This window comes from Amycolatopsis sp. FU40 (assembly GCF_021903635.1).
Taxonomy (GTDB): domain Bacteria; phylum Actinomycetota; class Actinomycetes; order Mycobacteriales; family Pseudonocardiaceae; genus Amycolatopsis; species Amycolatopsis dendrobii.
This window is the reverse complement of sequence record NZ_CP091381.1, coordinates 899,148-916,158: the sequence shown is the minus strand read 5'-3', so window position 1 is coordinate 916,158 and position 17,011 is coordinate 899,148. Positions and strand designations below refer to the sequence as shown.

General features: G+C 69.1%; 14 protein-coding genes. 6 read left to right on the top strand and 8 right to left on the bottom strand.

All coding sequences use genetic code 11. The annotated features are described in order from the left end of the window. Window positions 1–12: 12 nt before the first annotated feature. The 4 genes from glgC to L3Q65_RS05435 form a co-directional block, all read right to left on the bottom strand. Entirely contained in the window at window positions 13–1,230 is a 1,218-nt protein-coding gene (gene glgC, locus L3Q65_RS05450) for a glucose-1-phosphate adenylyltransferase (RefSeq protein ID WP_167545609.1), read from the bottom strand. Continuing rightward, window positions 1,227–2,384 carry a glycogen synthase gene (glgA, locus tag L3Q65_RS05445; protein ID WP_182892062.1) on the bottom strand — a complete coding sequence of 386 codons (1,158 nt, stop codon included), beginning with the start codon at window positions 2,382–2,384 and terminating at the stop codon, window positions 1,227–1,229. The genes glgC and glgA overlap by 4 nt, the downstream gene beginning before the upstream one ends. A gap of 66 nt (window positions 2,385–2,450) precedes the next feature. Continuing rightward, the gene (locus L3Q65_RS05440; protein ID WP_182892063.1) at window positions 2,451–3,203 is read right to left on the bottom strand and encodes a putative protein N(5)-glutamine methyltransferase; all 753 of its coding nucleotides are present in this window, start codon (window positions 3,201–3,203) and stop codon (window positions 2,451–2,453) included. Between the two features lie 69 nt (window positions 3,204–3,272). Then, window positions 3,273–3,767 (bottom strand): universal stress protein, encoded by a 495-nt coding sequence (locus tag L3Q65_RS05435; RefSeq protein WP_037713536.1) that lies wholly within the window; start codon window positions 3,765–3,767, stop codon window positions 3,273–3,275. A gap of 201 nt (window positions 3,768–3,968) precedes the next feature. Here L3Q65_RS05435 and L3Q65_RS05430 point away from each other — a divergent pair, with 201 nt between their 5' ends. Beyond that, the gene (locus L3Q65_RS05430) at window positions 3,969–6,041 is read left to right on the top strand and encodes an AMP-binding protein (RefSeq protein WP_182892064.1); all 2,073 of its coding nucleotides are present in this window, start codon (window positions 3,969–3,971) and stop codon (window positions 6,039–6,041) included. A gap of 1 nt (window position 6,042) precedes the next feature. On the opposite strand, the gene L3Q65_RS05425 is transcribed toward L3Q65_RS05430, so the two are convergent. Next, on the bottom strand, window positions 6,043–9,999 hold the full coding sequence (locus tag L3Q65_RS05425) for a tetratricopeptide repeat protein (protein ID WP_237598938.1): 3,957 nt from the start codon (window positions 9,997–9,999) through the stop codon (window positions 6,043–6,045). 97 nt (window positions 10,000–10,096) lie between these two features. Continuing rightward, the gene (locus L3Q65_RS05420) at window positions 10,097–10,981 is read right to left on the bottom strand and encodes a LysR family transcriptional regulator ArgP (RefSeq protein ID WP_237598937.1); all 885 of its coding nucleotides are present in this window, start codon (window positions 10,979–10,981) and stop codon (window positions 10,097–10,099) included. Between the two features lie 106 nt (window positions 10,982–11,087). On the opposite strand from L3Q65_RS05420, the gene L3Q65_RS05415 reads away from it, so the two are divergent. From L3Q65_RS05415 to L3Q65_RS05395, 5 genes are all read left to right on the top strand, one after another. Next, a complete protein-coding gene (locus L3Q65_RS05415) occupies window positions 11,088–11,657 on the top strand; it encodes a LysE/ArgO family amino acid transporter (RefSeq protein WP_220507435.1) in 570 nt (189 codons plus the stop codon). Window positions 11,658–11,727: 70 nt separating this feature from the next. After that, window positions 11,728–12,183, top strand: coding sequence for a MarR family winged helix-turn-helix transcriptional regulator (locus L3Q65_RS05410; RefSeq protein ID WP_237598936.1), 456 nt, complete (start codon window positions 11,728–11,730; stop codon window positions 12,181–12,183). Then, entirely contained in the window at window positions 12,180–12,977 is a 798-nt protein-coding gene (locus L3Q65_RS05405) for an ABC transporter ATP-binding protein (RefSeq protein WP_182892068.1), read from the top strand. The genes L3Q65_RS05410 and L3Q65_RS05405 overlap by 4 nt, the downstream gene beginning before the upstream one ends. Continuing rightward, a complete protein-coding gene (locus L3Q65_RS05400) occupies window positions 12,937–13,758 on the top strand; it encodes an ABC transporter permease (RefSeq protein WP_237598935.1) in 822 nt (273 codons plus the stop codon). Before L3Q65_RS05405 ends, L3Q65_RS05400 begins: the two co-directional genes overlap by 41 nt. A 45-nt stretch (window positions 13,759–13,803) precedes the next feature. Then, window positions 13,804–15,933, top strand: a complete 2,130-nt coding sequence (locus L3Q65_RS05395; RefSeq protein ID WP_182892070.1) for a transglycosylase domain-containing protein — start codon at window positions 13,804–13,806, stop codon at window positions 15,931–15,933. Between the two features lie 66 nt (window positions 15,934–15,999). Here the strand turns inward: L3Q65_RS05395 and L3Q65_RS05390 are convergent, their stop codons facing one another. Next, window positions 16,000–16,575, bottom strand: coding sequence for a hypothetical protein (locus tag L3Q65_RS05390; RefSeq protein ID WP_182892071.1), 576 nt, complete (start codon window positions 16,573–16,575; stop codon window positions 16,000–16,002). Next, entirely contained in the window at window positions 16,572–16,907 is a 336-nt protein-coding gene (locus L3Q65_RS05385; RefSeq protein WP_182892072.1) for a hypothetical protein, read from the bottom strand. Before L3Q65_RS05385 ends, L3Q65_RS05390 begins: the two co-directional genes overlap by 4 nt. Window positions 16,908–17,011: the final 104 nt, after the last annotated feature.

The window sequence follows — 17,011 nt, the reverse complement described above, 5'->3', positions numbered from 1 at the left end:
GGCCGCGGCGGGCTAGATGGCCGTTTCCCCCTTGCCCAGCACCACAATCCCGAAGTCGCTCACGTGGTAGTGGCCGCGATCCCGAGCCAGATCGACCCCGATGTGCGCGCCGGGCGGAACAACGACGTTCTTGTCCAGGATCGCGCGCCGCACCACCGCGCCGCGCCCGACCCTGGCGCCGTCCAGCAGCACCGAGCCCTGCACGACAGCGCCGTTCTCCACGAAAACATCCGGTGACAGCACCGAATCCACCACCTGCGCGCCGGAGATGATGCAGCCGTTGCTGACGATCGACTGGGTCGCGGTGCCGCCTTCCACGAACTTCGCCGCCGCGCGCTGGCCGGGGTGGGCCAGGATCGGCCATTTCCGGTTGTACAGGTTGAAAATCGGCTGCGTCGAGATCAGGTCCGTGTGCGCGTCGTAATAGCTGTCGATCGTTCCGACGTCGCGCCAGTAGCCATGGTCCCGGCCCGTTTCCCCGGGCACCACATTGCCGTTGAAGTCGTAGACCGCCGCCTCGGATTTCTCCACCAGCGCCGGGATGATGTCGCGGCCCATGTCGTGTTTGGACGCCGGGTTCTTGGCGTCCGCGTGCAGCGCGTCGAGCATCACCTGCGTCGTGAAGACGTAATTGCCCATCGACACATACGATTCGTCCGGCGAATCCGGCAGGCCCGGCGGATCCTCGGGCTTTTCCAGGAACGCGTCGATCTTGGTGCCGTCCTCGGTGCTGATCACGCCGAACGAACGGGCTTCCGCGCGCGGCACGCGGATTCCGGCGACCGTCACGCCCGCGCCGGACGCGATGTGCGCGTCGATCATCTGGCGCGGGTCCATCCGGTAGATGTTGTCCGCGCCGAACACCGCGATGTACGCGGGCGATTCGTCGTGCACGAGGTTGAGGCTCTGGTGGATCGCGTCCGCGCTGCCCTGGAACCAGCGCGGGCCCAGCCGCTGCTGGGCGGGCACCGGCGTGACGTACTCGCCGGTCAGCGACGACAGCCGCCAGGTCGTCGAGATATGCCGGTCCAGCGAATGCGATTTGTACTGCGTCAGCACGCAAATCCGGCGGATCCCGCCGTGCACCAGGTTGGAGAGCACGAAGTCGATCAGCCGGTGCACGCCGCCGAACGGGACCGCGGGTTTCGCGCGGTCGGTGGTCAGCGGCATCAGCCGTTTGCCCTCGCCGCCGGCGAGGACGATCCCCAGCACATCGGATCCGTCGATCACGAAACCCTCCCGCACGCCTCGTAAACCCCGACCGTCGCGGCGGCGATCGCTGCCCAGCCGAACTCTCCCACCGCGCGGTCCCGTCCGGCGAGGCCCAGCCGGGTGGCGCGGTCGCGGTCCGCGGCCAGGTCGTTGATCCCGCGCGCGAGCCCGGCCTCGAAAGCGCCGGGCTCGTTCTCGTCGTAATGCACCAGCACGCCGGTCTCGCCGTCCGCGACCACCTCCGGGATGCCGCCGACGTCGCTGGCCACCACCGCGGTGCCGCACGCCATCGCTTCCAGGTTCACGATGCCGAGCGGCTCGTACACCGACGGGCACACGAACACCAGCGCGTGTGTCAGCAACTGGACGACCTCCGTGCGCGGCAGCATCTCCGGAATCCAGTGCACCCCGGACCGTTTCTTCTGCAGCTCCGCGACAAGCCCGCGGAACTCGGCGTCCAGCTCCGGCGTGTCCGCACCGCCCGCGCACAGGATCAGCTGCACGTCTTCGTCCAGAGCAGCCCCGGCGCGCACGAGATGCGGCACGCCTTTCTGCCGCGTGATCCGCCCGACGAACAACGCGTACGGCCGGTTCGGGTCGATGCCGTGTTTCTCCAGCACGTCGGTGCCCGGATCGGGTTGGTACAGCTCGGTGTCGATGCCGTTGCGCACCACATGCACCCGCGCCGGGTCGACGTTCGGGTACGCGGCGAGGACGTCGCGCCGCATGCCGGAGCTGACCGCGATGATCGCGTCCGCCGCCTCGTACGCATCGCGCTCGATCCACGACGACACGCGGTAGCCGCCGCCGAGTTGCTCGGCCTTCCACGGCCGCAGCGGTTCGAGCGAATGCGCGGTGATCACGTGCGGGATGCCGTGCGCGAGCTTCGCGAGATGGCCGCCGAGGTTCGCGTACCAGGTATGGCTGTGCGCGAGATCGTGCCCGGCAAGCGCGTCGGCCATCGAGACCGCGATGTCCATGGTGGCGAACGCGGGCTGGGCGTACCCGTGCGCGTCGCGGTGCCCGTGCGCGCCGTCCGGGCGATCGGGGCCCCAGCAGTGCACGTCCAGGTCGACCAGCGACCGCAGTTCCCGTGCCAGGAACTCGACGTGCACCCCCGCTCCCCCGTACACGTCCGGCGGGTACTCCCGGGTGAGCAGGCCGACCTTCATGCGTTGACCCTAGACGTCCCCACCGGACGCACGCAGTACGGAAAGCGGGCGAATCCGGTTCGCCGCTCAGTGTTCGCGCCGTCCTACCACGACTGTCGCGCCGAGTTCGTCATCTTCTTCCACCGCCGCGACCAGCCCTGCCCGGCGCAGTTCGGCCGTCGCCGCGGCCGCTTGGCGTTCGCTGGCCTCGAAAAGCACGTGCCCGCCGGGCGCGAGCCACGACGGCGCCTCGGCGACGACGCGACGGAGCACGTCGAGACCGTCGGCTCCCCCGTCGAGCGCGACGCGGGGTTCGTGATCGCGCGCCTCGGGCGGCATGAGCGCGACGTCGTCAGTCGGGACGTACGGGACGTTCGCGATCAGGACGTCGACCCGGCCGCGCAGCCGCTGCGGAAGCGGGGCGTAGAGGTCGCCTTCGTAGACCTCACCAGGCACGTTCTGCCGCGCGCAGTCCACCGCGGCGGGTTCGACGTCCGCCGCGTGCAGTTCGATTCCGGGCGCCTCGGCCGCGACCGCTGCGCCCAGCGCCCCGGATCCGCAGCACAGATCGAGCACCACTGACTGCTCGTGCGCGAACCCGATGGCCAGCCGCACGAGCAACTCCGTGCGGTGCCGGGGCACGAAGACGCCCGGCGCGACGGCGAACCGGCGGCCGGCGAACTCCGCCCAGCCGAGGATGTACTCCAGCGGTTCCCCGGCGACCCTCCGCTCGACCATCCCGGCCACGTCGCCCGATTGGCCCAGCAGAAGGCGGGCCTCGTCCTCAGCGAAGACACACCCCGCGCCCCGCAAGCGCGCGACGACCTCGACGAACTCCACTGCGCCTCCACCCCTGCCGAGCCTCGTGAGTGCTGCTGCCGGTTAACCGGCGTTGCCGCTCACGAGGCCCTACGGCACCACGACGACCGGCCAGGTCGCGGCGCGCACCAGCCGGTTGCCGACCGAGCCGACGAGCCGGTGCCCGCCCTGTTCGGAGGCGCCGACCACGACCATGTCCGCGTTGACCTCCTGCGCGGCCTGCCGCAGTTCGGGGAACGTCTCGCCGCGCCGGACCACGAACGTGACCGGCACCTGCAAGTCGGCCGCCCGGTCGCGCAGTTCCGCGCGCAGTTGCTCGATCTCTTCCTCGAAGGTCTGCTGCTGCACGTCGACGACCGCGGCCGCGGCGAGGCCGGTCCACACCGTCGGCGCTGCCACGTACACCACGACCAGCCGCGCGCGCTGCCTCCGGGCGAGGCCGCCGCCGTAGGCCGTCGCCCGCAGCCCGGTCGGCGAAGTGTCCGCGCCGACCAGGATCACGCGCGGTCCGTCGGTGCCCCGTTCGTACGGGCCCGGGTCCCAGCTGGGTCCGTATTCCTCGACCAGTTGCTCCACCCGGCCCATTATGTCCGGGACGCCGGGACCCGCCGGGTCGCGTCCGTCACCGGCGGGGAAGGCCTGGAAAGAAAATTCCCATCCAGTTGGATTGCCCTCCGTTCGGAGTACCCCGGGCGCGCTTCGGCTGGTAGCGTCCCCGCAACCTGAACACACGCGTCCGGGAAGGACCGGGGAGCCCACACGCGTGCGGCGGCGAGGCGGATCGCGATGCGAGACGATGTAGTCGAGGCGAGTGCGGTGGTCGGGCACTCGCCCGAACAGGTGTGGCAGATCGTCGGCAGTCCCGAGCTGTACCCGAGGTTCGTCCCGGCGATCAGCTGGTGCGAGGTGACCGTGCCCGCGGTGCGCGGCCGAGGGCCGCACTGCCTGATCCGGCTGGCCCCGGACCGGCACACCATGGTCGAGGGCACGATTCACGCGGCGGTGTACCGCCCTGGCGAGCACGTCGTCTGGTGCGGGCTGCCGGACGAGCGGACCTGGGTGTCGGTCGAGCTGCGGCCGGTCCCGCGCGGCGGCACCGAGATCGTGCTGCGGATGATGCTCCCCTCGCTGCCCCAGGAGCACACCGACCTCCTCGCCCGCGGCACGGTGAAAGGCCTGCTCAAGCAGCTGGCGAAGCGGATCGGGCAGCAGCTGTCCGGGCTTCCGGGCGACCCGCCGGAGCAGGAGCCCGCCACCGCCCTGCGCACGGCGAACACGCTGGTCCGCGCGGGAGTGCTGGCCGCGGGACGGCCGGACAGGATGGTCAAGCAGCTCAGCTCGTTCGCCCGCTGGGGCGCGACCCTGGCCGGCGGATACCTCGCCGCGACCGCGCGCGGGGCCGACGACGTCGCGGTCCACGACGAGCGCAACACACGCACGTTCGGCGAGATCGACGAGCGCAGCAACCAGCTGGCCAACGCGCTGGCCGCGCTCGACGTGGAGGCCGGTTCGCGGGTCGCGCTGATGTGCCGCAACCACGCGGCGATGATCGAGGCGTTCGTCGGCTGCAGCAAGCTCGGCGCCGACGTCGTCCTGCTCAACACCGGGCTCTCCCCCGCCGCCGTCGAGGAGGTGCTCACGCAGCACCCGCCCGCCGCGGTGCTGGCCGACGACGAGTTCGCGCCGATCATCGCGTCGGTGCCCGGCGAATTCCCGCGCGTGAGCACCTGGGACGACGCCGAACAGGGCTACCGCACGCTCGACGAACTGCTCCAGGACGCCCCGACGACCCGGCCGAAGCCGAGCGAACGCGAGGGCCGGATCGTCGTGCTGACGTCGGGCACCACCGGGGCCCCGAAGGGCGCGCGCCGTCCGACGCCGAAGGGCGTGAGCACGTCGGCGACCGTTTTGTCGCGAATCCCGTTGCGGGCCAGGGACAAGATCGCGGTGGCCGCCCCGCTGTTCCACAGCTGGGGGCTGGCCGCGATGCAGCTCGGCATGGCGCTGCGCGCGGAACTGTCGCTGATCCGCCGGTTCGACGCGGAGCAGACGCTGCGCACGATCGCCGAGCACCGCTGCGACGCGCTGTTCGCGGTCCCGATCATGCTGCAGCGGATCCTCGACCTGCCCGAACGCGTGCGCAACCGGTACGACCTGTCGTCGCTGCGGATCGTGGCGAGCAGCGGGTCGGCGATGCCGGGCGCGTTCGTGACGTCGTTCATGGACACCTTCGGCGACGTCCTCTACAACTTCTACGGCTCCACCGAGGTGTCCTGGGCGAGCATCGCCGACCCGGCCGACCTGCGCGCCGCGCCGACGTCCGCCGGCCGCTGCCCGCCCGGCACCCAGGTCGCGATCCTGGACGACGAGCGCCGCCCGGTCCCGCCCGGCGACGAAGGCCAGATCTTCGTCGGCAACGACATGCTGTTCGACGGCTACACCAACGGTTCCAGCGTCCCCCGCGCCCACGACCTGATGGCCACCGGCGACGTCGGCTACCAGGACGCGTCCGGACGCCTGTTCGTCACCGGCCGGGCCGACGAGATGATCGTCTCCGGCGGCGAGAACGTGTTCCCGCGCCCGGTCGAGGAAGCCTTGGCCGCACTGCCGGGCGTGTCGGACGCGGCCGTGGTCGGCGTCCCGGACGACGAGTTCGGCCAGCGGCTGGCCGCGTACGTCGTGCTCCGCCGCGGCGCCCGCATGCACGCCGAGGACGTCCGGCACTACATCCACCAGCGGCTCGCGCGGTTCGCTGTGCCGCGCGATGTGTACTTCGTGCCGGAGCTTCCGCGGAACGCGACCGGGAAGATCGTGAAGCGGCTTCTCAACGACGATCTTTGGCCGATCGCGCAGGGATAGCTCAGAGTCTGGCCAGCTGTCCCTGCGGCCCGGGGCTCGCCGCCGCAGCGGCCACGCTGAACCGGCCCGGCCCGAACGTCTCCTCCCCAGTCGGGCCGGACGAGATCTGCCGGATGCTCGCACTGAGGTCGGCCTCGACCCCGCCGGGAAGCTTCAACCGGATCAGGAACGGCAGCACCAGCCCCACGACCATGAGCCCGACAAGCACCGGCGTGAGCGTCGTCAGCATCACGCCGGTGATCTTGTCGGACAAGAAGAACGCGGCCCACAACGCGATCAGTGCGGCGATCCCGACGACCACCACCACGACGCTGCCCGCCGTGCTGCTCCGGGTGATCCGCAGGCTTTCCTCCATGATCTGGAGACTGCGCCGCGCCTCGACGTTCCCCGGATCGAGCTTCACGCACCGACGCAGGTCGCGGATCGCCTTGCGCCGCTGCATGGGCTTCGCCGGGAAATCCCCGGCAGACTCAGCCAGCTTGTACCGGGCGACCGCGGCCACAAAATACGGTTCTGCTTCTTTCGAGGCAAGGGAAATCGCTTCCTGCGCCCGAGCGAGCGCGTCGGCGTGAAACTGCCTGCCCTGGGTGGCGTCGCCGCGTTCGATGAGCAATTTGGCCACCGCCATCAGCAACTGCCACCGCGGCAAGTCACAGTCGTTGCGGCGCAACGCTTGCTGCAAGACGTCTTCGCCCTCGACGAAGTCGCCAGCCGACCGCATGAGCGCTACCGCGAGCCCGAGACTCGCACTCCCGTTGGCCGGATCTATTTGCCGCGCCTGCCGAAAATGCCGCGCGGCACTGGCACTGGGTTTGCCCGTCGGGTCGTCGATACCGCGCTGGAGATGGAGGTAGCCGAGTTCGACGTGAGCCTGCGCGTCGTACCAATCGCGTTCCAGTGCCGCATTGAGGTGGGTTTCCGCCTCGTCGAACCGGCCCAGCTGCGAATAGAGCGCACCTAGGTCGACGTAGCTCGCGTGGTGACGGTCGAGTTCGACCGCGCGGCGGAAGTGCTGCTCCGCCTGTGCATAATTTCTCCGTTGGTAATTCAGGACACCCAGGCAAGTGTGTGCGGAATGGTGTCGGGGCGATTGTTCGAGCACGGAGAAACACAGCTTCTCGGCCTCGTCCCGTCCCTGCTGTGTCGCTTGCCGAACCAAACACCAGGCGAGGCCGAATCGAAGTCCGACGCTGTTCGGCGCTTTCTCGCACGCGGCACGAAACCGCTCTTCGGCGGTTTGATAGTCACCCGAGGAGAACCGGACCCATCCCGCCTGTGCCACGGATTCAGCTTCTTCCCGAGGGTTCCGGCTGTCCGCTCGCAACCGAGCGATCTCCTGATCAGCGTCGTCGAACCGATGGCTGTCGTGATAAACCCAGACAAGTTCCTCGCGCAGCGACCGGTTCCAGGGCATTCGCTTCAATGCCGTGGAAACGCATCGTTCGGCCTCGTCGAACCGGCGCAGCGAACGCAAGGCCGCCGATCGACCGTTGATCGCCCCGACGTCGAACGCGTCCAGCCGAAGCGCCCGGTCGAACCAAAGGAGACTTTCCTCGTACCGCAACTGGTGGTCGTACAGAAGCCCCAACTCGACCAGCAGGTCCACCTCGTCCGGCCGCCGTTCTATGGCTTCGTGCGCCGCTTTTTCGGCTTCGTCGTAACGACTGAGCCTCCGAAGCACGGTCACCCGGGTTTCGAGCGCCGTGGCGTCGAGCGGATCGGCTTCGAGAGCCTGGCGGACGTTCTCCAGCGCCTCCTCGAAACGATCTTCGTCGATCAAAAGCAAGGCACGCTCCAGCACCAGGCTGGGCACGTCCGGCCGCAACGCCGTCGCTGCGTCCGCGGCAGCGCGGGCCTCGTCGAACCTGCGCAATTGACGCAGGCAAGTCACTCGCAACTCCAGCGCCCGGGCATGGCACGGGTCGACCGTCAAGACCCGCTCGTACCATTCCAGTGCTGCTTCCAGACCGAGCCGGCCCCTCGCGGACCAAGCCATCTGGATCATGGCGGGCACGTCGTCCGGCTCGCGATCGAGAACCCCGCGAAGGACGGCCTCTGCTTCCTCGGTCCGCCTCAGGCGTTGCAGCATCGACGCCCGCGACCTCGACACCCAGCCATCAAGCGGATCGAGGTCCACGGCCTGCTCGAAGCACCGCAGCGCCGCGTCGAAGCGGGACTGGTCGTGCAGTACCCATCCCCGCTGTGCCAGGAGGACCGGATCGCGAGGGTGCTGTTCGACCGCTTCTTCAGCCGCTGCTTCGGCTTCTTCGAACCTCCTCAACCTGCGCAGGGCGACCAGCCGCCACTCGAGCGCCGCGACACTTCCCGGATCGGCGTCCAGCACACGCTCGAACCAGTCCAATGCGGCGGCGTACCGGAAGCGGGCGTCTTCGAGCACACCTCGCGCGAGGAGGAGGCCCGGATCGCCGGGGCAGTGACCGAACGCCTCCTTGAGGACGGTCTCGACCCGTTCGTACCGCCGCAACTCGAGTAGCACCGCCGCTCGGGACCGCCAGGCCCAAGCACATCCCGGGTCGAGGTCCAGCGCCCGCTGAAACCAGTCCAGAGCTGACTCGTACTGGTACCGAGCGGCGTGGCCCCAGCCCCGCCGCACAAACAGGTCCGGCTCGTTCGGGCACCGTTCGATCGCCTCGCACACCGCCGAATCTGCCTCTTCGAACCGCCGGAGCCGCTGCAGCACCGCTGCTCGTGACAGAAACGCGGACAGGTCTCGCGCGCTGGTGTCCAGCGCCCGGTCGTACCAGCTGAGTGCTTCTTCGAGCTTGTGCTGGGCCTCCTTCACCTCGCCCATCTTCCGCAGGCAGGACGCGTCGTCGGGCCGTCGGCCCATCGCCTCCTCGGCCGCGGCCTCAGCCTCCGCGACCCGCCGCGACGTCAGGAGTTGCGTCACCTTCGAACGCAACGCCCACGCATGACGCGGATCGACCGCGAGTGCCCGACTGAAGCAGTCCAGCGCTTCCTCGCCGCGATGGCGGGCAGCCGCCAGCCATCCTTGCGCGACCAGCGGTCCCGGAGCGTCCGGACGCAACGACACCGCCTCGCGTGCAGCCGTCTCCGCTTCGACGGGTCTCTTCAGCAAGCGCAGCACCGTCACCCGCGACGTCAGCGCGGCGGCGTGCCGGGGCGCGTTCTCCAGCGCCAGCTCGTACCAGCCCAAGGACTCTTCGAAGAGCTTCCGGTCTTTGGCCAGCTCAGCCATCGCCACTAGCAGGCTCGACCTTCGCGGGCGCAGCTCGATTGCCTCCCGCCCTGCCGCCTCGGCCTCCTCGAACCGCCTCAGCCTCCGCAGCAGCGAGATTCTCGACCGCAATGCCCATTCGTGCCGCGGATCGGCTTTCAGCGCCTGTCGGAAGCAGTCCAGCGCCGCCTCGTCCCGAATCTGGTCGAAACGCACCCAGCCCATCGACGTCAGGAGACCCGCGGCGTCCGGGTGCCGTTCCATCGCCCGGCGCGCTGTTTCTTCCGCTTCTCCGAGCCTCCGCAGGTTTCTCAGCGTCGTCACTTTCCACTGCGCGACGTCGCACTGGTCCGGGTCGATCGCCAGTGCCTCGTCCAAGCGCGGCAACGCAGCGGCCCACCGCTCCTGGTCGCAGGCTACTCGAGCGTGCGCGAGGCGGATCTTCGCGTTCTGCGGCCACCGGGCGAGCCCGGCAACCGCTCGGGCATCCGCCTCCTCGAACCGCCGACACCTGCTCAGCACCGCCACCTGCCACGCCGCGGCATCCGGAACAGGATCGGAACACCTCGATGCGCGTTCGAAAGCATCGAGCGCTTCTGCCTGGAGAACCTGATCGACCCGCACCCGGCCCAGCGCGATCCACCTCGCCGGATCATCCGGGAAGTCCCGGACCGCCTGCCGGCCCAGTTCCTCCGCTTCCTTCAGCATCCATTCGTCGCGCAGCTGGTCGATGGCCTCGACGCCGGCCGGTTCCGTCACTGGAGTGTTCCTCCCTCGAGAAGACCGCACAGCATGCCCGGTTCAGCTGCCCGTTGTCCTCGGCACGGTGAAACAGACGCATCGCGCCTCCAGACTGTTACGGCCCCAACGCGCGCCCGGCCGCCCTCGCCACCGCCTCCGCCACCGCGGCCAGCGACGGCGAGTCCAGCTTCCACTGCTGCCAGTACAACGCGACGTCCACCGCCCGGTCCGGCACGAGATCCACCAGTTCTCTCCCGGACAGCTGCAGTTCCGGCACCATCCCCCAGCCCAGTCCGGCTTCCACCGCGTCCACGAAGGACACCGACGCCGGGATGTAGTGCCGGACCCGGCTCGGCTGCTCGCGCCGGGTCAGGCGGCGCAGGAACTGGTCCTGCAGATCGTCTTTCCGGTCGAACACCACCACCGGCGCGGCGGGCAGCCGCTCCGCGGGCGAGCCGCCGTCCAGCCAGCGGCGCACGAACTCCGCCGACGCCACCGCCCGGTACCGCATCGTGCCGAGGCGGCTGACGGTGCAGCCCTGCACCGGCTGCGGCGTCGCGGTGATCGCGGCCATCACCAATCCTTCGCGCAGCAGGGCGGCCGTGTGGTCCTGGTCGTCGCTGCGCAGGTCGAACGAGACCGGCGGTTCGGCGGGGACCTCCTCGAGCGCGGACAGGAACCAGGTGGCCAGCGAGTCCGCGTTGACCGCGATCGGCAGCGTCGTCGGCTGGCCGGGCCCGCCGAGGCCCAGTTCCGCGCGGGTGTCGGATTCGAGCCGGGTCAACTGCCGCGCGAACCGCACCAGCACCTCGCCGGATTCGGTGAGCCGCACGGGTTTCGAGCGCAGCACGAGCACCCGGCCGATCCGCTGCTCAAGCGCCTTCACCCGCTGGCTCACCGCGGGCGGCGTCACGTGCAGGACCGCGGCGGCCCGGTCGAACGACTGCTCGTCCACCACCGCGAGCAAGGTGCGGACCTGGTCGAGCGGAAGATCGGACATCACGAACGCTTATCTTAGTTCAGAATCTTTACCTGGAATAATCCGTGCGCCCGCTTCTACCGTCGGCGGGGTGATCGCAGCACTCAGCGCCGGGTTCGGCACCGGCATGTCCCTCATCGTCGCCATCGGCGCGCAGAACGCTTTCGTGCTCCGCCAAGGATTGCGCGGCGGTCTCGTCGGGCCGGTGATCCTCGTCTGCACGCTGTCCGACGCGGTCCTCATCGCCGCCGGGGTGAGCGGGATCGGAGCGGTGCTGCAGCGATGGCCGTCGGCGGTCGAGGCGATCGCGATCGTCGGCGGGCTCTTCCTTGTGGGGTACGGGATCCTCGCCGCGCGCCGCGCTTTCCGGCCGGGCACGCTGACCGTCTCCCCCGCAGACCTGTCCTCGCCGAAGCGCGTCCTCCTCACCTGCCTCGCGCTGACCTGGCTCAACCCGCACGTCTATCTCGACACGGTTCTCCTCCTCGGCTCCGTCGCGGCCGGACACGGCGACAGCCGCTGGCTGTTCGGCATCGGCGCGGCAGTCGCGAGCGCGGTCTGGTTCAGCACGCTCGGGCTCGGCGCGCGAAGGCTGTCCGACGTGTTCGCGCGCCCCGCGGCCTGGCGGATCCTGGACGGCGTGATCGCCGCGACCATGATCGCGCTCGGCATCGCACTGCTTCTCCACCGAGGATAACTCAGCAGGCTTCCGGCGAACGCGACATTTAGCGTTGCTAATAGCTCTGAGTTAGAGTTAACTTCGAAGCATGCCGTCACCCCGGATCGATCTCGCCGAACGCGTTCTCGCCGCAGTGCTGGGCGTACGCCGCGTCGTGCGCCGCCGGGTGCGGGCCGAACTGCCCGGACCGCACCTGCCGGGTTCGCAGGTGGAACTGCTGCGCGTCGTGCACCGGAACCCGGGCATCGGCGTCGCGGCGGCGGCCCGGGAACTCAGCCTGGCCGGGAATTCGGTGAGCACGCTCGTGAACGTGCTCACCGAGGCGGGCCTGCTGCGGCGCGAGGTCGATCCGGCCGACCGCCGGGCCGCGCGGCTGCAGCTCACCGACGCGGCCCGGGACCGGATGGCGGCCTGGCGGCGCACCCGCATCGGGCTGGTTTCCGCCGCGCTCACTCGACTGTCCGATGAGGACACTTCGGCGATCGTCGCCGCGTTGCCCGCCCTCGAACGGCTCACCGAAGTGCTCAAGGAGGACACGGCATGAGCGAACCGGCGATCCGCTGCACCAATGTGCGGCACTCCTTCGGCGACACCGTCGCGGTCGACGGCGTGGATCTCGCCATCGAGCCCGGCGAGGTCTTCGGTCTGCTCGGCCCGAACGGAGCCGGGAAAACCACCACGATCCGGATGATCACGACGCTTCTGCCGGTCGCGCCGGACCGCATCGCCGTCTTCGGGCTCGACGTCGCCCGCCGCCGGATGGCCGTCCGCAGGCTGATCGGCTATGTCCCCCAACAGCTTTCCGCCGACGGCGCGCTCACCGGCCGCGAGAACGTGTCGCTGTTCGCCCGGCTCTTCGACGTACCGCGAGCCCAGCGCGCCGCCCAGGTGCGCGAGGCGCTGGGACTGGTCGGACTGGAGAACGACGCGGACCGCCCGGCGGGCCGCTACTCCGGCGGCATGATCCGCCGGCTGGAACTGGCGCAGGCGCTGGTCAGCTCGCCGCGGCTGCTGATCCTCGACGAGCCGACCATCGGCCTCGACCCGGTGGCGCGTTCGGCGGTCTGGGAGCGGATTTCCGGGATCCGCGCCAAAACCGGGATGACCGTGCTCGTCACGACCCATTACATGGACGAGGCCGAGCAGTACTGCGACCGCGTCGCGCTGATGCACACCGGCAAGATCCGCGCGCTCGGCACCCCGGCCGACCTCGAAGCCGGGCTCGGCCCGGAGTCCACATTGGACGACGTGTTCCGGACCGTCACCGGGAACGCGCTCGACGCAGGAGGGATCCGCGATGTCCGTGCCGCTCGCCGCACCGCCCGCCGTCTCGGCTGACCCCGGCCCGCTGGGGCAGTTGCGCGTGCTGTTCTCCCGGATCGGCGCGATGTGCCTGGTGGAACTGCAGAAACTCCGCCGGGACCAGACCGAACTGCTCACCCGGGCGATCCAGCCCGCGCTGTGGCTGCTCATCTTCGGCGAAACGTTCACCCGGCTGCGCGCGATCCCCACCGGTTCGGTGCCCTACCTCGATTATCTCGCGCCCGGCATTCTGGCCCAGTCCGCGTTGTTCATCTCCATCTTCTACGGCATCCAGATCATCTGGGAGCGCGACGCGGGCGTCCTCGCGAAGCTGCTCGTCACGCCCACCCCGCGCGCCGCGCTGGTGGCGGGCAAGGCTTTCGCAGCCGGGGTACGCGCCCTCGTGCAGGCGTTCATCGTGGTGATCCTCGCCGCGCTGCTCGGCGTGGGCCTGACCGGGAACCCGTTGCGGCTGCTGGGCGCCGCGGTGGCCGTTGTGCTCGGTTCGGCCTTTTTCTGCTGTCTTTCCATCGTTATCGCCGGTTTGGTGCTTTCCCGCGAACGGCTGATGGGCATCGGCCAGGCGATCACCATGCCGCTGTTTTTCGGGTCCAACGCGCTCTATCCGGTGAATCTGATGCCGTCCTGGCTCAAGGCGCTGAGCCATGCGAACCCGCTCAGTTATCAAGTCGATGCCTTGCGGGGATTATTGATCGGCACCCCGGAGAACCTGTGGGCCGACTTCGGCGTCTTAGTGGGTGCGACCGCGCTGGCGATCGCGGTCGCTTCGGCTCTGCTGGGAAGGTTGGCTCGATGAAACACCCTCGTCCGCACACCGGTTTCTCACCGGCACAGGCATAGGTTGGGAACCGTGTCTCGTCGCAGGGGGATAGCCCCGTTCCTCGGATTGTGCGTGCTGGCCGGGATTCTCGTCGCGGGCACGCTCGCCCCGGTCGCGATCGGCGCGGGCGTGCTGTCCAACCAGGTCAGCGATTCGGTCGACGCCATCTCCGCCGATCTGGTGCACGCGGAGCCGCCGCTCGTCACCACGGTGACCGACCGGTTCGGCGGAACGATCGCGACTTTGTACTCGCAGTACCGCATTCCGGTCACCGCGGCGCAGATCTCCCCGGCGATGAAAGCCGCGATCGTCGACATCGAAGACCGCCGGTTCTACAGCGAGGGCGGCGTCGACCCGCAGGGCATGCTGCGCGCCGCGGTGCACAACAGTTCCGGCGGGAACCTGCAAGGCGCGTCCACGCTCACCCAGCAATACGTGAAGAACTACCTCGTGAACGTCGTGGACCGCAACGACAAGGCAGCGCAGCAACGGGATCAGGAGGATTCGCTGGCGCGCAAGCTGCGCGAGGCGAAGATGGCCGTGCAGCTGAGCCAGACCGTGTCCAAGGACGACATCCTCGCCGACTACCTGAACGTGGTCGAATACACCGGCACGGTGTACGGGGTCGGCGCCGCCGCACAGGCGTATTTCGGGACGACCGCGGACAAACTGACCGTGCCGCAGGCCGCACTGCTCGCCGGAATGGTGAACAACCCCAACATCTACAACCCGTACACGCATCCGGACAAGGCGCTCCAACGGCGCAATCTGGTGATCGATTCGATGGTGTCCGCGCGCTCGATCCCGGCGTCCTACGGGGCGACCGCGAAGGCGACCCCGCTGGGCCTCAGCGGACCGCGGCCGCAAGCACCGTCGAGCACGTGCCTCGGCGCGGCTCCCGACGCCGGGTTCTTCTGCGCGTACGCGGTGCGCTACCTGGTGCAGTCCGGCCTCACCGCCGACCAGATCGACACCGGCGGATACACCGTGAAGACCACCATGGACCCGCACGTGAGCCAGGTGACGAAGGACGCGGTGAACGCGAACGTGCCGACCACGCAGGACGGCGTCGCCAACACGTTCGCGGTCGTGCAGCCCGGCGGCGACGGGCACCAGGTGCTCGCGATGGTCTCGAACCGCAACTACGGCACCGATCCCGACCAGGGCGAGACGTCCACGAACATCGTGGCCGACGCGAGCAACAAGTTCGGCGCGGGCTCGTCGTTCAAGATCTTCACCTCGGCCGCGGCGATGGTCGCCGGGAAGGCCGGCCTGAACACGCCGCTGCCGAACCCGTTCAGCGATTGCTTCAACCCGCCCAACATGAACCGGTACACGCACTGCTATCCGGTGAGCAACGACGGCACGAGCTACCCGAACCCGATCTCGCTGGCCGCCGGGCTGGCGACGTCGCCGAACGTCGCGTTCGTCGGCCTTGAGGCGCAAGTGGGCATGCCCGCGGTGCTGGACATGGCGCGGAAACTGGGCCTGCGCAACACCATGGCGACCAACGACGCGGGCAGCAAGCCGATCACCGACCCGTCCGACCCGCGGTCGAAGAACCCGCAGTACAACGAACCGCAGTCGCAGTACTTCCAGAACCTGCTGTCCTTCACGCTGGGCAACAGCCCGGTGAGCCCGCTGGAGATGGCGAACGTCTCGGCCACCCTGATGAGCGGCGGGATGTGGTGCCCGCCCGACCCGATCCTGTCCGTCACCGACCGCCACGGCCAGCCGGTCGCACTGCACCAGCAGGCCTGCGAACAGGTGATCCCGCCCGGCGTCGCGAACACGCTGGAAGCGGGCTTGAGCCAGGACACCACGATCGGCACGTCCGCCCGCGCGGCCCAGTCGGCGGGCTGGACCCACCCGGACATCGGGAAGACCGGGACCACGCAGCAAAGCGAATCCGTCGCGTTCGTCGGCGGAGTCGACCACTACGCCGTGTCCTCCATGGTCTTCGCCGACGGCCCCCACCCGCAGGAAATCTGCCCCGGCACCCCCGTCCACCTGGGCGACTGCGGCCACGGAGCGTTCGGCGGAACGGTCGCCGCGCCGCCGTACTTCGCCGCGATGAACCAGTTGCTGGCGGGGCAGCCGGATGTGCCGATTCCTCCGCCGGACCCGGCATATCTGGACGCTCACGCCTGAGCGGCGTTGTGCGCGCGCTGCGAGGGAAACCTCGCCGCCGCGAACCGGCGAGTGATCGCGGGGCGACTAACTGACCTTTGGGTCTGCATTCCCAGGAATCTCTTCAGCGCGATGCGTTCCCCCAGCGGGGCGCACCTCGTCAGCACGAGCACGGAGCATTCTTGCCAGCGACGCGCGAGCCTGCAATGTCCTTGGGTCGTCAGGGCCTAGAACACGCACCATGTCGGCAAGCAACGCCTCCCAATCGGCGATCTTCTGCGCGACATTGCCTGAAGTCCCGGATTCCGACTGGATCCTTTGCTGGGCCAGCGCCAGTCTCGCCTCCTCCGAAGGTTGCAGTGCCTCCACAAGCAGCGACGCCAAGCGACCTGCCTGGTGGGTCTCCGACGAGATGACATCCAGAAGCCGCTGCGCCTCCGCAGCTACGGCCGGGTTGTCGGAACTGGGAATGCTGCTCGCGCTCTCGGGTGCCCGTATTGCGGTTCGGTCGTCCGCGCCGGGAAGCTCAAGGACGTCGCCAACAACCATCTGCGCTATAGCTGTCACGACAGCAGGCGAGGTCCGGCGGAGATTTCTGTCCGTGACGAGGCGCAGCTGGGCCGCCGCGATCTCTTCTTCGGTCACATGGTGCAGTCGGCTCATAGCTCCTCGCCTCCTTCCACATCACGAATCAGTCTATCGAGCGCGTGGTGGTGGAACACGTCAAGCAGCTGGTTGTCGTCGTGGGTGGCCAGGCCGGATCTCCCCAGCTTCGCCAGCAGCTTGAGACCGGCCGCTCGCTTCCGGACCGAGTCGTCCAGCGCGAGTTCCGCGGCCCAAGTGAAGCGCCGCCACCACTCCTCGCGCCGCGCCGCGTCTTCACGCTGCTTCGTGGCCCGGTCGTTCGCGCGGGCTCCCATCCGCGCACCGGCAAAGGCTCCGGTGACGGTGAGCAGCCCAAGGGCAATGGTCACCACCAGCTGCGACCCTGACATCGCCCTCCCTCGAGGCTGGGTCTACCGAGCGCCCGAGCCTACTCAGTGGTGAGCCGTTCCGTTCGCGTCGATTCGTCAAGACCAGACGAGCGAGTGATTCGCTT

Bases quoted from the DNA above. Each gene is read 5' to 3' on its own strand.
- L3Q65_RS05435 (WP_037713536.1), bottom strand. From the start codon at position 3,767: ATGGGCCGGGTGGAGCAACTGGTCGAGGAATACGGACCCAGCTGGGAC.
- glgA (WP_182892062.1), bottom strand. From the start codon at position 2,384: ATGAAGGTCGGCCTGCTCACCCGGGAGTACCCGCCGGACGTGTACGGG.
- L3Q65_RS05385 (WP_182892072.1), bottom strand. From the start codon at position 16,907: ATGTCAGGGTCGCAGCTGGTGGTGACCATTGCCCTTGGGCTGCTCACC.
- L3Q65_RS05420 (WP_237598937.1), bottom strand. From the start codon at position 10,981: ATGTCCGATCTTCCGCTCGACCAGGTCCGCACCTTGCTCGCGGTGGTG.
- L3Q65_RS05410 (WP_237598936.1), top strand. From the start codon at position 11,728: ATGCCGTCACCCCGGATCGATCTCGCCGAACGCGTTCTCGCCGCAGTG.
- L3Q65_RS05415 (WP_220507435.1), top strand. From the start codon at position 11,088: ATGTCCCTCATCGTCGCCATCGGCGCGCAGAACGCTTTCGTGCTCCGC.
- L3Q65_RS05400 (WP_237598935.1), top strand. From the start codon at position 12,937: ATGTCCGTGCCGCTCGCCGCACCGCCCGCCGTCTCGGCTGACCCCGGC.
- L3Q65_RS05390 (WP_182892071.1), bottom strand. From the start codon at position 16,575: ATGAGCCGACTGCACCATGTGACCGAAGAAGAGATCGCGGCGGCCCAG.
- L3Q65_RS05405 (WP_182892068.1), top strand. From the start codon at position 12,180: ATGAGCGAACCGGCGATCCGCTGCACCAATGTGCGGCACTCCTTCGGC.
- L3Q65_RS05430 (WP_182892064.1), top strand. From the start codon at position 3,969: ATGCGAGACGATGTAGTCGAGGCGAGTGCGGTGGTCGGGCACTCGCCC.